The following is a 14,848-nucleotide window of genomic DNA, read 5'->3' on the forward strand; positions in this document are numbered from 1 at the left end:
CATCCATCCAATCCATACACGAGACCCATTAAGTATTGCAATACAGACCTCGTACCATTCTCTCTTGATTGTACGGTCATGTCGGGAAAGCAGATAGCATCAAAACCCATCAGCACCGACCAGCGAAACACCGTCCTCGAAGCCAGCACGCCCAGAAGCTGGTACACGAACCAAGCTCAGAGCATAGTCTAGGCATTAAGCGAACGCAGGAACTGAGCTTGTGCCATATCCATGCCGTCATCGGCGCTGTCGTCCATCCTCGCGGCCGCCACCGAAAGGGTCCGGGCTGGCACGAACAGCGCCTTATCGACGCACACTCGCGCTGCATCACGAACAATGCCACCGACTTCGGTATGCGGCCACACCGGTAGGTCGTGGGAAGCCAGCACTTGCTGGGCAGACTCGAAGGAGACCGGCACCAGAATACACTGGGATTGCGCACGTGCCAGTAATTCCTGAAGCTCGCCGTCCAACGAGGCGATCTTTCCCGGGGAAATGTGCTCACTCATGATGTAGCTTGCTGCAGCCACATCGAAGTCGCCCAGCATCCATTCCGCATAGGCCAAGCGGTAGTATGCATAGGCGGCATCGTCTCGATCCAGCGAAACGCGCAAGGCGTTGAGGCAGGCGGCGCGGGCGGAATTCCAGTCCTCTTCGCGAGCCAGCTGCACGGCAAGCCGCATATGCGAAAGCGGATAGGCCGGAGCATAGGAAACCATCTGGTTCAAATGCGGCAAGGCGGCTTTCGCACCCTGCAACTGGGCCAACACATCGGCCAATTCCATGTGGGCATAGAAGAGGTTGTCGGGAATGAGCACAGTGTTTTCATCACTGGTGGCGAAAAGACGATTGTAGACCACGCGCTCTGCATATGAGTTAAAATATCGTGGAGCGCCGGTCGGGGCATAAAGTGCATCCACTTTCTCGACGGCTTCTTCGAGGCTTGCAATGGCCTGATCGACCTGCCCGGAAAAGAGCATATCCCGTGCCTTTACACGTTCGGCATCAAGATTTTTGGCAACCATAAAATCGAGATCCGGGGTATCGACCCCGTCAATCAAGGCGCTGCTCACACTTGGAGCAAGCTTCTTCAATTCCGGGTCCCCGTTGGCTTCGACAATAGCCATGGCCTGTTGGGCCTTGGTGACGCTGGGCAAAGTATTGTCTTCGGCAATCCTATGGAAATCGCTGACCGCTCGCTGAAGCAAATCGGCGCGTTGAATCGAGAGCCCTGTGATGTTGTCGGTGCCAAGCACATGCTGTGCATCTCCGCTGATCGACACATCGGCAAGTTCGGGCTCTTCCTGACTGCCCAAAGGAGAGAAACGCTTGTCTCGTAAGGTGAATTGGGGGTTAGCGTTGCGAGGCATGGCACCAACGATATTGAGTGAGGCGCCGAACTTACGATAGGTCTCGATAGGATGATCCAGCCCGTCAGAGGCGCTGATGCGCATGAATTCCTCGCGCGTAAAAGTCACGGTTGCCATATTGTGCGCTGTAGGCCCGCTGCGCAACACCGCAAGCGGATCATTGGCATCGCCCTCGCCGTTTTCACCTTCGTCTGCGATATCGGTCTGCTGGTCACCTTGCGGCACTGACATGGCAATGCTGTCGAGGTCGACGCCTTTCATCAGATCCGCGAATTCGGCATCGATCTGGTCTTCATCCGAGGAAGAACCGTCAACACCGTCATCGGCAGTTTGGGCGTCGGAGAGGCTGGAAGTCTGCGGAATAGCACCCGTCTGCACCTTCGAGCCGTTCCTATTGTTATCGCCCGCACCATCTGATAGATCGTTTTCTTCTGGACTATCCTGTGTTTGCGGTGACACCGCAGTCTGTGCTGCACTGGTCCGATTCACTCCAGAAGTATCGGGGTTGGAATCAGAATGCTCCTGCCGATTGTCACTGTTCTGAGATTCTGGAGAATTCTTCGCTTCGGTTTCTTCAGGCTTCGTGGACGTTGAAGAACCAAACGGCATCGAATCGTGACCGGCCGCTACGGCACCTGCCTGGGACGGGTCACCGTGGATGTCGCCGTCCTTGGGGTCGGCTTTGGAACTGCCTCGTCTCATGTCTCCGCTTGGCATGCGTTCAAACGCACCAAGAGCTTGTGCCATCAGCTTGGAAATGGCGGAATCCTGCTGTTCGACCACTTCTTCCAAGCCCATGGAATCGATGCGAATGGAAACGTTCTCGATTTTCTCATCGGCCCCGAAGCACAGCGCTGCAATCATGAGTCCGATACGCAAGTTGTAGCGTTCACTCATCTCTGTACGTTCATGTTCGCTCAAAGCAACCCAGGTATGACGCTGCGAATCGTAACGACTGGTGGGCATCATGGTGCGCCCAGCAGTGGTGAAAGCAACCGCAACATTGCCAAGAGCCAGATTGGAACGGAATTCGGTGTCGAAACGATAGGGCACACGAATCTGACGCAGCAAAGTGGACAGTGCCTGACGATAGACCCATTCGCCGCGACCGGCCGAGGCAGGAACTTGAGTTGAAGACGTACCACCATCCTCGCCAGCAGCATCTGCTGCGATACGGTCTGCGGTCTGACCCGCTATCCCGATCATCCGAGAAAGCGACACCGAGCTTGCCTCCCCCAGATCCGCGCCTTGTTTCGGCAATGGCTTTAAGGCCATCAACGCCGGATTTTCCAGCAACGCATGATCGATCTGGGCTGCCTGAGCCCGCGTGACAGTGTCCTCGATGGGCAGCGCGCCGGTGTGCGCGTTGTGCTCCAGCCAAACACTGATGGATGCAAAACGATTGAGATTACCTTCAATATTCAGAGCTTCAAGGGCGGGTGCGAGGTTCAGAGAATCATCCCACGTAAAGAAATACGCCCCGGAATAGCTGGAAGTATAGAGATGCAGTGGTTCGGCACCGTGGACGGCCTCAAGTCCGGCCGACGGCTTCAATGCCCCCGATTCTCGCATCAGGTCAGCGAAATAATCCTCGAGACCGGAGACACGCAAACCATGCGTCCGCGCCTCCAGGCTGTCGCGCACACTGCGGCGAATGGCCCCAAGCGGGGCTTCGCGATTAAGCCTACGGAAGATGTTGCCGGCACCGAAACCGATCAGTTGCCCGCCGATCTGCGGAAGCATGTAGGTGGCGAAGAAGGCGATGGCCATCGCATCCCGGTATTCCAAGTTGAGGCGCAAGCTTTCGGGCAGACGGTAACGCATCTGCTCCAACGTATAGCGGTTGCCGCGCTTGAGCCACGAGGCCAGCCACGTCATCTGGCCGAACATGTCGCGGCCAACAATGCCGCCTTGTACCACGTCGATTCCTCGGCCTTTATCGGTCGAGTCTGAGTTTGTGGACGATTGCGCTTCGAAGATACTGTTTTCAAGTGTTTCCGTCGAGGAATCGGCCTTGTCTGCCTTGCCACCGCGCATCCTGCTATCGTTTGAAAGCGAGTAATCGCCTTCTTTGCCGAAAACGAGTGCAGGATCGACATCATGGGTATCCATTCGCGGGTCGTTTCCCAAAAACACGCGGCCTTTACCATCGGCCAAAGCGACCTGACAGAATTCATGAGGATTGAGAAACACTCCGAGAGCGAAAAAACGCCCGTCCAGCTGAGGCAGCTGCGCCCATCCCAGCGAAAGGCCATCTGGCACGTCGGGAAAGTCTTCGAAAATACGCCGTTTGACCATGGGCCCGAGTTGGATGGCATGATCAAAAAGCTCCTGCATCATGGAGTTGCCGGAGGTTTTGCCCTGCGATTGCGACGACGAAGTAGAAGTCACCTCATTAATATCGTGCCTTGAAACGCCACTGCCCACCATGGTATTCACACGATGTGCGATGCCCCGCGCCGACTCGACAAACCTGCCAAAACCCGAAGAAGAAGCGAAATCATGCAAATGCTGTGTGAAATTGGACATATGGATAATTGTTTCAATTCAGCCAGACATAAAGCTTATAGAATAAAGATGTGAACACTTCCTCAGCTAGCTTCCCAGCCCGCCATAAAACTGCCATATTCGCTTTTCTGGCGGCGGCAATCATACTTCTGCTGGAGTGTTTTGCATTCAACCTGCAGTTCTGGAGCACTTTGGGTGCCAGTCGAGATTCGATTTCGGCGCTGAATACCCTCGGCTCGGGTCTGTCGCGTCAGAAAGACGGAACGCTGATAGTCACCGATCCGACCTCGGCGTTCCTGACCACTCAAAGTGACGGAAGTTCACCATATGTACGAGTCGATCCGGCCGAATCGACCTTCCGCTTCGCTTCCCCGTCGCAGGTTCTGGGCTTCTCAGATACCAGTCAAAATGTCGGAAACAAGCCAAAAGGCACATCGAAATCACCGTTGACGGCCTACCACATCCGTGTGTATGCCAACGGGCACGCTTCCTCGATTCACTCGGTATCGAACGCCGTGCCCAATTCTCGCTATCTCCGCATCCCAGCTACGAACACCGCGCCGAAACAGACTACCGTCAAAATCTGGATCGAGGAACCCGCCGAAACACACGTCGACATCGCTGCCGTCCATGCCAACGTCCGCGTGCCGTTCCATGCCAGTTGGGGACGTATAGCGGCAATGGCGATCATCGTGGCCCTACTCGCCCTGTGGATGCCGTCTTCAAAGCTGTGGCGGATGCGTCTGGACACGACAAGTATCCGGCAACGCTGTGTTTTTGCAGGCTTTATGCTTGTCGTCGGCGCATTTGCCGCACTGTCAATCGCGCAATCGATTTGGTCGGCCAGTTCGTCGGCGTTCCACGAGCCGGGCAATTACACTTATGATTTCAACCAGTACGGCCATATGGCCGATTCCCTGCTCCATGGCCAGGCCTCGATGGATCTGCCGGTGCCGAAGGCGCTTGAAAACGCTCAGAATCCTTACGATCCGCAAGCCCGAGAAACATTGCTCAACCACGGCGTCACACCCATTTACTGGGACTATTCCTTCTACAAAGGCCATTGGTATTCGTATTTCGGAGTCTTGCCGGCGTTGCTGATTTTCGCCCCATACCGTCTGCTGACCTCGCTATTCGTCCCGGGCGGGTTGATGCTCCCTTCAGGTGTCGCCGTGGCGTTGCTATTGTTCGTCTTCGTGTTGTCCAGCTCACTGCTGATCATTCGCTTGCTGAAATTGGTGAATCCCGAGACTTCGTTGGCGGCAGTTTCCATGGCCATCACGATTTTTCTGCTGGGCTCGCAGGTCGGCTATCTGGCATTTCGTATGAATTTTTATTCGGTTCCGTTTGCTGCATCCCTCGCCATGAGCACAATGGGACTTTGGTTCTGGTTAGGCGCGGCCGAAAACCGGGACAAGCCATCCCGTCGGCATATGGTTACGATTGGCGATACCCAGCCGCTTTCGTGGCCACATCTGGCTGCTGGTTCACTTTGCTTGGCAGCGAATTTCGGATGCCGTCCGACGTTCATCTTGGTCACGCTACTGGCATTTCCGATATTCTGGCCCCAGATTCACGCGATATTCTCCAAGTCACAGAACACGGAAAAACTGGCAAAACACAAAGCTGTCATCCGTGTGCTGACTGCGGTTTTGCTGCCTGCGCTGATTGTAATACTGCCATTGTGCGCCTATAACGCCATTCGGTTCGGCTCTCCTGTCGATTTCGGTGAACGCTACCAGATCACCGTCGCCGACATGACGCATTACCGCAACTCCGCAGCCAATCTGCTGCCGACGCTCGGCTATTACCTGTTCCTGCCATTGCGTTTCACGCACGAATTCCCGTTCCTGACCATCAACCCCACACCGGTGGTTTCCTGGAGCTATGCGGAACCGTTGGTGGGAGGGCTTTTTATGCTGTGCCCTGCGCTTGCGCTCGTCGCCCTGCTGGTGCTTCCAAACGTAAGACGACGCATTCACCGTTCCGGATTGCTGAGAACCGTGTTTACCGCTTTGCCACTGGCTTTGCTGCTGCTGCTTGTCGCTATTGTCAAGGGCGGCATCGGTTGGCGCTATATGGTCGATTTTGGTTGGCTAGTGGCGTTGGTTGCAGTTGTAGTAGCCGGGGCGATTATCGGGGATGCACGACCATGTCGGAAACTGAAGCAGCCATCACTGAAGTCAAAATCGAATCAGACTTCAAGCGGCAACGCAAAGTCATCGTCGCAACCGAACCAGCGTAATCAGTTTGAAAGACTGAGTCTCCATCATCAGACTGCTTCCATTGATCTACGACCGGGTATCGATTGGGAATGCGTCGCCTGGCGTCTTGTCATGCTGGTGCTGGTCTTGTTGGGCATCGCCGTGGCGTTCTTCACTATCTTCGTCCCGGGCCGCGAAGACGCCCTGAGCCGCACCAATCCGGCGATGTTCCAAACAGTCGCCTCTTGGTTCATTGTCCAGTAAGCCGTTTGAGAATTGAAGAACATTAGCTTTCAACGAATCTAGAGCCTAAACGATCACAAGCTTTCATATCTCTATCCGACGAGTTCTTAAACAATCTCAAGCTCCCGCGATACCGTTGCCAGAACCGCCTCGATATTGCGCTCGAAAACGTCCGGTTCCGGAAGTAGGGAAACCGCGAGATAACCGTTTTCAATCATGTCGAAGTAATAGCCAGGCTGACCGGTCAAGTTGAAATCATGGATCAGTCGAAGCACCAAGTCATTCTCGTCAATAACAGACGGAAAATGCAGCAACACGTTCCAGCCGCCTTCCGCACGCAGAACCGAGACCAGGCCGGACTCGTCCTCTCTCAGCAAAGTATGCAATCGGTCAAGATTCGCTCGAGTACGTTCTTGCACGCGATGAAGTTGTCCGGGAACCGCAGCCAGCAGTTCCGGCATCCGCGCGGCAATGATGTCGCTGAACGGCAGATAGTCATCGGCGATGATGTCAAGCCGACGTTGCGCCTCGACCACCAACCGTTCAGGACCACTGACCTGAATCCAACCGACTTTGGCATGAGGAGCGGCGAGCAACTTGGAAAAACCGTCAAGTGCGAACGTCAACGCGCGGCGTTCCCCCGCCAACCGCCGGTTGCCCGCAAACTGTTCCAAGGAGTAATCGAAGAACACTTCGTCGGCGATGATGGCGACATCGTTCTCGCCGCAAAGTTTCACCAACGCCTCGCGTTCCTCGGGTTTGACATAGGAACCCGTCGGATTGTTCGGATTGATCAGGACGATGGCCTGTACCTTGTGGCCTTCCGGACTTTCCAGAAGCTCGCGCAACCAAGCCACGTCGATGAACCACGACCCATCGAATTGCAGCTGGTATTCGAGCGTATCCACGTTCTCCAGTCCGCCGATGGACTCGATCAACGGGTACCCCGGCTTGGGCCCAAGAACGATGTCACCCGGATCACACATGAGCTTGAAGAGCCAGGTATAAGCCTCGGAAGTGGAACTCAACAGGTATAGCCGGTCAGGATCGACGGATTCTGAAGAATTTTGCCCCTCCGCTGCCAACTCGGCCAGATTACGATTGGTCAGGAATCGGGCAAGCTGCTTTCGCACCGACAATGGCCCGCGCGGCTCGGCGGTATAAACACCTCGCACTTCGCTCGGTGCCAGCCCGTGTTTCGTCGGATTGGAGTCATTGACGGTATCGAGCGCAATTCCCTGGCTTCGTGCGGTGGCTTCAGCTCTGGCGATGGGATTGAGCTTGGTTGAACCGACCCTTGACGAAAAACGCATGATCTTCCATTCCGGATAGCGATTTTAAGACTTCAAACTATCCAAGCAATACAAAGGTTCCGTCCGACCTTTCAGCCGAACGGAACCTGTAAAAACTTCAACAATCAGACAAGCTTGGTGGTCGCGTAATACGCAGCTCCGACGATGCCCGCCTCGTTGCGCAGCTGGGCCTGCACAATCGGGGTCTTGATATCGATATACGGCAGGAACTTGTCGGCCATACGGCTCACGCCACCGCCGACCACGAAGAGGTCGGGGCTGAAGTACTTCTCAAGCAGACCGTAATACTTAGTGAGACGCTTGGCCCACTTCTTGTAACCGAGGCTCTTCTTGTCGCGCACCGACGATGCCGCATACTTTTCGGCATCACCCTTGCCCTTCTCAAGCTGGATATGGCCGAGCTCGGTGTTGGGCAGCAACACACCGTGATAGATGAGCGCAGTGCCAATGCCGGTGCCGAGCGTGGTGGCGATGACCAATCCGTCTTCGCCCTTGGCGGCACCATACTGTTGCTCGGCCAGCCCCGCGGCATCAGCGTCGTTGACGACCGTCACCGGACGGCCACAAGCCTTGGAGAAGACCTCGGTGACATCGAGACCAATCCAGGACTTGTCGAGGTTCGCCATGAAGTCGAGCGGCTTGCCTGGCTTGATGGGCGCGGGGAAAGCGATACCCACGGGAGCACCCGCCGGGACTTCGAAATGCTCGAGTTCCTGACGTACGATGGCCGCAACCGCATCTGGCGTGGAAACCTCAGGAGTGAGGATCTTCAAACGAGGTAGGGCGAACTCGCCCTTTTCCAAATCTACGGGAGCTGCCTTGATGCCCGAACCGCCGATATCAACGCCAAAGGCTTGTGCTGTTTCAATCATCGCTAACCCCTCTTGGTAACTGAACAAAAAATAATCGTTGACATTGTACCGCGCTCGATAGCCAACATTCTTGCATCAACGATTAAATTGAATCGACAAGCTCATAATCGTTGTGTTATCGCTATTTCAGGGGCGGCATTGGTTGCCAGTTCGGATCATGCAAAAGCTTACGCGAATCGACCCAACCTTTGGCGATGGCCTTGATGCCTGTCTTGACATGCTCACGGTCGACGGCGAGGAGGCGGATGGCTTCTTTGATAGCGGTGAGCACCGTTCCCAAACCGAACAGCGCCGGACGATAGTCGCCATGCGCCATGAAGTAACGAGCCATATAACCGCGGTTGCGCATGATGTGGTAGCGGTTCATGTCGGAGGTCGAGTTGAGCTGGCGCAGGCCAGCGATGTCCCAGTTGCCGATATCGCGCGTGCGCTGGATGATCTTGTCGTTGACCACGATCGGGTCAGTCACTTTGCTGGCAAGGTAGCCATAAATCGTGTCGTCCCAATAGATGAAGAAGCGTGGGTCGGGCAGGCCGATCTGTTCGACGATGTTGCGGCGGAAAAGGCCTCCTTCGAAGCACATCGTATCCATCGTGCGGTAACAGGAAGGCCCGAACGCCGCGGGGGCGATGGGGTTAGGGATGCCGAGCGGAACGATGAAATCATACTGCCAATAGAAATCGCCGCCATCATAATCAAGACGCGAACCCTGAATCACGTCGTGACGGGGCGTCCACTTGGCGAGCTGCTGGATGGCGTTTGGGAGCACGGCCACATCGTCGTCCATCACCCAGAACCATTCGGCTCCGAGCTCGTAGGCTTTCTTCACACCATTGGAGAAGCCGCCCGAACCACCGATATTGCCCTCCTGTGGGGCGTAGACCACGCGTTCGGTGTTGCCGCTTTCATCCGGTTCGGTTTTGCCCCAATGCGTATTGATCGCGTCGGAAAATTGCCGGACCATTGCCTTGGTCTCACCGCTGTGCTCGTTGTCGACGACAACCACGCGCCAGGGAGCATCGCTCAGTGCCTTGATGGAATCAAACAACTTTGCCAAAAGCTTCTGCCGCTTGTAGGTTACCACGACGATGGCAAGCTTTTCGATTGGCGATGTCGACGAAGAGGCGATACCCAAGACTTCGTTGCCGGTTTTTTCCATGGTTTTCTCGTTTTCGCTCATATCCCTATTCTTGCACTGGCACACGATGGAGGTAAAGGTCCGTTGAGGCGATGGCTCCGATCTGAAATTCCGACGGCCTGACATCACTGCTTTTCGGATTGCGCAAAAACGTTTGACAGATGGCCACACATACGGGTATAGATAGTTAAGCAAGTTTCAGGGAAGGTGAAATTCCTTATTGGCGGTAACGACACTGTCGGTTTCAAAACGACAGCATTGCCGAAGCCCGCGAGCCGTGAAAGCGGTCGATCCGGTGAAATTCCGAGGCCAACGGTTACAGTCCGGATGAAAGAAACGGGGCTCATCATGAGCAATATTTCCGATACCCAAAATCAGTCCGATTCCCACTCTCGGGACAAGACACAATCCGCACATTCCACTGGTGTGGCCGACAAGGGTCGCTGGTCGACGCAACGCATCGCCATCTATGCTCTTTTCGTGGCGTTGGCAATGGCGGCATCCTTCATCGAATTCCCCATCATGCCTGGCGTGCCGTGGCTGAAATACGATCTTTCCGGCATCATCTGCCTCGTCGCTGGCTTCGCGTTCGGCCCGATGGCGGCGTTCATAGTCAGCGTCCTGAGCTGGATTCCCCACCTCTTCATGAACCCATGGGGCGCCATCATGTCCATCGCGGTCTCCGTGTTCCTGAGCGTTCCGGCAGCCATGGTCTACAAACGCATGCGCACCCGCGTCGGCGCACTTGTCGGCATTTTGGTCGGCGTCGTCTTCGGCCTTATCGCTGCCATCGGTGGCAATCTGCTGATCACCCCGATCTACGCCCATATGACCACCGCCCAGGTGCTGAAAATGGTGATACCGATTCTTCTTCCGTTCAATCTCATCAAGTTCGCAATTCACGGCGTGGTCACCTTCCTTATCTACAAGCCGATTTCCAACCTCCTCAACCGTTAGGAATCCGTAGAATATGACTACGGTTGATCATACCTACGCCGATGCCAAGCCTTCCGAGCCTCAAAGCAACGAGGGTTTGACTTCGGCGTACCTTCCCAGCCAAGCTTCCGGCAAAGCCCACATACATCAAAAAGACATGGATTCCAGCCAAGAAACCAGCGCAGCAAATGTCGACGACCCCAGCGATACCAATGGCCTTGCAGCACAACTAAGTGGTATCCGTTTCAGCTACGATGGCGGCAAATCGTGGGCATTGAACGGTATCATCCTCGATATCCGAGTCGGTGAACGCATCTGCCTGGTCGGGCCCAACGGTTCCGGCAAATCCACGCTGGCACGCTTGGTTGCCGGCCTTGCCGCGCCTGATGACGGCTCGGTAACCCTGCTCGGTTACGACGTGTTCTCTTCAGGGACACCACACAGCGATCTCTATCGCAAGGCACGCCGGGATATCGGAGCGGTGTTTCAGAATCCGACCGATCAGATCATCACCACCGTCGTAGGTGACGACGTAGCGTTCGGCCCCGAAAACCTTGCCTTGGATTCGCAAACAATCACGTCACGCGTCGACGAATCACTCGACGCGGTGGATATGAAAGACTTTCTACTTGACGACCCCTCGCGCATGAGTGGCGGACAACAGCAGCGCATAGCCATCGCCGGGATACTGGCCATGCACCCCAAGATAATCGTGCTCGACGAGCCGACGGCGATGCTCGACCTTGAAGCGCAGCATGACGTGTTGCGTGTGCTCGACAATCTCCAGCAGAACGGCACCACCATCGTCCATGTCACCCATCGACCGGAGGAACTCAAAGCCGCAGACCGTATTCTCAGCCTTGAAAACGGCAAGTTGGTCGAACTTTCACAGACACAGGCCACGTTGAAGCTTTCGGTGACCAACGCCAATGATACGGGGATGTTGAAACCCGACGGCGTTATCATCGAAGCGAATCAGGGAATTTCGAACTATATCGTTCAAAAGAAGCCCGATCATCACAAAACAATAACCTCCAACAATTCTTCAACCGCAAAACCTCAAAAAACGTCGGCGCAATCAGATGATTCCCGATCTCATCAAACCACGAACCAAAACAAAGCAATCCGAGAAACTGCAAATGGGGACTCACAACGTTCCACTGGCGAACCGGCCATCAGCTTCGAACACGTCTCGTTCCGATATCCGAAGTCGGATGCCGATACTCTCCACGACTTTTCGATGCGTATCGAACAGGGCGAGGTCGTGGCCATCATGGGACGCAACGGAACCGGCAAGTCGACACTGACCAGACTGATGACCGCATTATCGAAACCCGATAGCGGCACTGTCAAGGTGGCAGGCGTCGATCTGGGCTCCATGTCGAGACGCGACAAGAAGGCGCTACGTTCCAGTGTCGGACTGGTGATGCAACAGCCGGAGCACCAGCTCTTCGCCGAAACCGTACGACAGGACGTGGCTTACGGGCCAAGCAACCAAGGTTTGCCACAGCAAGTCGTCGACCAGCGTGTGGAGAGAGCATTGGCACTGCTGGGTATCAGCGAACTTGCCGAGCGCTCTCCCTTCTCGCTTTCCGGCGGACAACAACGGCTTGCCGCCATCGCCGGCATCATCGCCTGCGACCCGCGCATCCTCATCCTGGACGAACCGACCGCCGGTCTCGACGCCACCGCCAGCGAGCGCATTTATGCGCTGGTACGCACACTCAACGCACACGGCGTCACGATAGTGATGATCACCCATTCCCCGCGTCAGGCGCGTCAGCTCGCCGACCGTGTCATTACGCTGGGCGGATCTGTAAAAGACGATAACAGCAACAACGACACGTCCGATAATCCCAGCCAAAACGAAATCTCTGCACAAAACAGAACAATCAGAGGCAACAGCAAACCACAAAGGAACGCTGAACCTTCAAGTAAGGGTAAAGCTGCCAAATTCCCCCAACAGCCAAGCGTCATCGCTCGCCTTGACCCACGTATCAAGCTGGTTGTGTTCCTCATACTCATGTTCACGTCGTTCATGGTCAGCTCCCTGCCGCAGCTTGGTCTGACCGCGCTGATGGTCATCGCTCTTGCTGCCGCAGCGAAACTGGGCCCGAAACGTCTTTTCCGCTCGATGCGCGGATTTTTGATCTTACTGTTAGTGATGGGCGTCATCAACATGCTTTTCGTACGCACCGGCAAGCCTTTGGTGACCTTCTGGAACTTCCCAATCACCGACGAAGGCGTGATGGCGGCGATACTCTATACTTGCCGTTTCGGGCTTGTCATTCTGCTGGGCATCATCCTGTTGCAGACCACGACGCCTACGGCGTTGACCGACGGCTTCGGCTCGCTGCTTTCCCCATTGCGTCGCCTCGGTTTCCATACCCAGGAACTGGCGCTGGTCATGAGCCTGGCGCTGCGCTTCCTGCCCACGCTGGCCGATGAGGCACGTAACATCATCGACGCGCAGGCGGCACGCGGCGGCAGCATCGAAACCGGCTCCCCGACCAAACGCATCAAGGCGCTGGTGGCCATCGTCGTCCCCATTTTCGCAGGCGCCTTGCGCCATTCGGACAACCTTTCCCTCGCGCTCGACGCACGAAGTTATGAGGAAGGTATCCATCGGACCCACTGGCATGCGATGCGTATAACCGGCAAAGATGTTGTCTTCGTCATCCTGTGCGCACTCTATCTTGCGCTATTGCTGAGCCTTAAAACCGGGATTTTTTCCGTGATACGGCTATAAACGATAGCGATAGTACCCCGGGCAACCCGAACGAAACGAAACGGCAAATTCATCTTTTTTGTGACGTCGTTTTCCAAATCCTGATAGAGTGGGATAAAGCCTGAAATTTTAATGCTTTGCTTTTCAAAGGAGACGATATGCACGCACCACGTAACACCGCGATAGAACCATTCGCCATCGAACATGCCAGCGTAGCCACCGGCGACGAGGACGGCCGCATCCTGACCGACACCACCATCGTCGTGGACGGGCTGGGCAAAATTCGTAAAATAGGACCTTCCACCGCGGTCGTGGTGCCTCCGGGCTATCACCGCCTTGACGGCACCGGCAAGTTTGTCTCTCCCGGCATGATCAATGGCCACACCCACACCTTCTCGCAAGGCAAGCCGCTCGACCCCAAGGGCAGCACGCCCGAAGGCCAGCGCAAGACCGCGAAAATCATGCATTCGGCTCCGGGCAAGCTCTTCATGTATGAAACAAGCAAATCCAACATCATGACGCTCTTGAACTCCGGAGTCACCACCATCCGCACTGTCGGCGACGTCGGCTACGAAGTCGTCGCCATCCGTGACCGCATCAACGCCGGAAAGATGGTCGGTCCCCGCATCATGGCCTCCGGACCGATGCTGGCGATTCCCGATGGCCACGGCGCGCCGCTGGTCGCCATGGAAAGCAGCACACCCGAAGAGGCTCGAAGCGAAGCCGAATACAGCATCGATCACGGCGTCAATGCGTTGAAGATCGCGGCTACCGGCGGTGTCACCGATTCGCAGGTGCCCGGCGAGGCCGGCGCACCGCAGATGACCGAAGAGCAGATGCGAGCCATTTGCGAGGCCGCACACGCCAATGACATCATCGTCGCCGCCCACGCCCAGAGCGAGGAAGGCGTTCGCAGGGCGTTAAAGGCTGGCGTCGACACCATCGAACATGGTTGCACGCTCGATGACGAGTTGACCGAGCTCTTCCTTCACAATCCGAATTCGCTTCGTGGTTTCAGCGCTTTGGAGCCCACGCTTTCCGCAGGCCTGCCGATGAAATATCTGTCGCAGGAAACACTCAACATGACCGATATCCAGATGGAAAATTCCGTCCCCGTAATCGAAGGAATGGTCAACGGTGCCAAGCAGGCGCATGAGGCCGGCATCAAGGTCGGCGTCGGCACCGATACCGCCATGCCGTTCGTGCCGCAGTACGGCACCTGGCGCGAAATGGCATTGCTCGTCAGCTTCGCCGGTTTCACCCCCGCCGAAGCGTTCCACGCCGGCACGCAGGTCACGGCCGAAATCCTGGGCTTGAGCGACGTCACCGGTTCGCTGGAAGTCGGCAAATCCGCCGATTTGCTGGTGCTTGACGAGAATCCAGTCGATAACCTGCGCACGCTGGAAAAGCCGCTGCTCGTGGTCGCCGCCGGGCATCCGATCTTCCACCCGCAGGTCGATCGCTTCGACGATATGGAAGCCCAACTTGATGAGGCCTACAAGTAAAGTCTGAAAATTAAAGCAAGACCTGATTCGT

General features: G+C 55.8%; 8 protein-coding genes and 1 riboswitch. Of the genes, 4 read left to right on the forward strand and 4 right to left on the reverse strand.

The genetic code is table 11. The annotated features are described in order from the left end of the window. Window positions 1-188: 188 nt before the first annotated feature. The gene (locus OZX70_RS05175; protein ID WP_277179593.1) at window positions 189-3,899 is read right to left on the reverse strand and encodes a tetratricopeptide repeat protein; all 3,711 of its coding nucleotides are present in this window, start codon (window positions 3,897-3,899) and stop codon (window positions 189-191) included. Window positions 3,900-3,949: 50 nt separating this feature from the next. On the opposite strand from OZX70_RS05175, the gene OZX70_RS05180 reads away from it, so the two are divergent. Continuing rightward, window positions 3,950-6,346, forward strand: coding sequence for a glycosyltransferase (locus tag OZX70_RS05180; protein WP_277179595.1), 2,397 nt, complete (start codon window positions 3,950-3,952; stop codon window positions 6,344-6,346). Between the two features lie 86 nt (window positions 6,347-6,432). Here OZX70_RS05180 and OZX70_RS05185 read toward each other — a convergent pair whose 3' ends face one another. The 3 genes from OZX70_RS05185 to OZX70_RS05195 all read right to left on the reverse strand — a co-directional run bounded on the left by OZX70_RS05185 (window position 6,433) and on the right by OZX70_RS05195 (window position 9,669). Continuing rightward, the gene (locus OZX70_RS05185) at window positions 6,433-7,638 is read right to left on the reverse strand and encodes a pyridoxal phosphate-dependent aminotransferase (RefSeq protein ID WP_277179597.1); all 1,206 of its coding nucleotides are present in this window, start codon (window positions 7,636-7,638) and stop codon (window positions 6,433-6,435) included. A 104-nt stretch (window positions 7,639-7,742) separates the two neighbouring features. Beyond that, window positions 7,743-8,510 carry a polyphosphate--glucose phosphotransferase gene (ppgK, locus tag OZX70_RS05190; RefSeq protein ID WP_277179599.1) on the reverse strand — a complete coding sequence of 256 codons (768 nt, stop codon included), beginning with the start codon at window positions 8,508-8,510 and terminating at the stop codon, window positions 7,743-7,745. A gap of 121 nt (window positions 8,511-8,631) precedes the next feature. Next, a complete protein-coding gene (locus tag OZX70_RS05195; RefSeq protein WP_277182114.1) occupies window positions 8,632-9,669 on the reverse strand; it encodes a glycosyltransferase family 2 protein in 1,038 nt (345 codons plus the stop codon). A 169-nt stretch (window positions 9,670-9,838) separates the two neighbouring features. Beyond that, window positions 9,839-9,991: riboswitch (FMN riboswitch) on the forward strand. On the opposite strand from OZX70_RS05195, the gene OZX70_RS05200 reads away from it, so the two are divergent. The 3 genes from OZX70_RS05200 to OZX70_RS05210 all read left to right on the forward strand — a co-directional run bounded on the left by OZX70_RS05200 (window position 9,976) and on the right by OZX70_RS05210 (window position 14,817). After that, complete coding sequence (locus tag OZX70_RS05200) at window positions 9,976-10,605, forward strand: ECF transporter S component (RefSeq protein ID WP_277179601.1); 630 nt, start codon at window positions 9,976-9,978, stop codon at window positions 10,603-10,605. (Overlaps the previous riboswitch by 16 nt.) 136 nt (window positions 10,606-10,741) lie before the next feature. Continuing rightward, the gene (locus tag OZX70_RS05205; RefSeq protein ID WP_277182116.1) at window positions 10,742-13,333 is read left to right on the forward strand and encodes an energy-coupling factor transporter ATPase; all 2,592 of its coding nucleotides are present in this window, start codon (window positions 10,742-10,744) and stop codon (window positions 13,331-13,333) included. A 137-nt stretch (window positions 13,334-13,470) separates the two neighbouring features. Next, a complete protein-coding gene (locus OZX70_RS05210) occupies window positions 13,471-14,817 on the forward strand; it encodes an amidohydrolase family protein (protein WP_277179603.1) in 1,347 nt (448 codons plus the stop codon). Window positions 14,818-14,848: the final 31 nt, after the last annotated feature.

It is taken from the genome of Bifidobacterium sp. ESL0732 (assembly GCF_029395535.1).
In the GTDB taxonomy this organism is placed as follows: domain Bacteria; phylum Actinomycetota; class Actinomycetes; order Actinomycetales; family Bifidobacteriaceae; genus Bifidobacterium.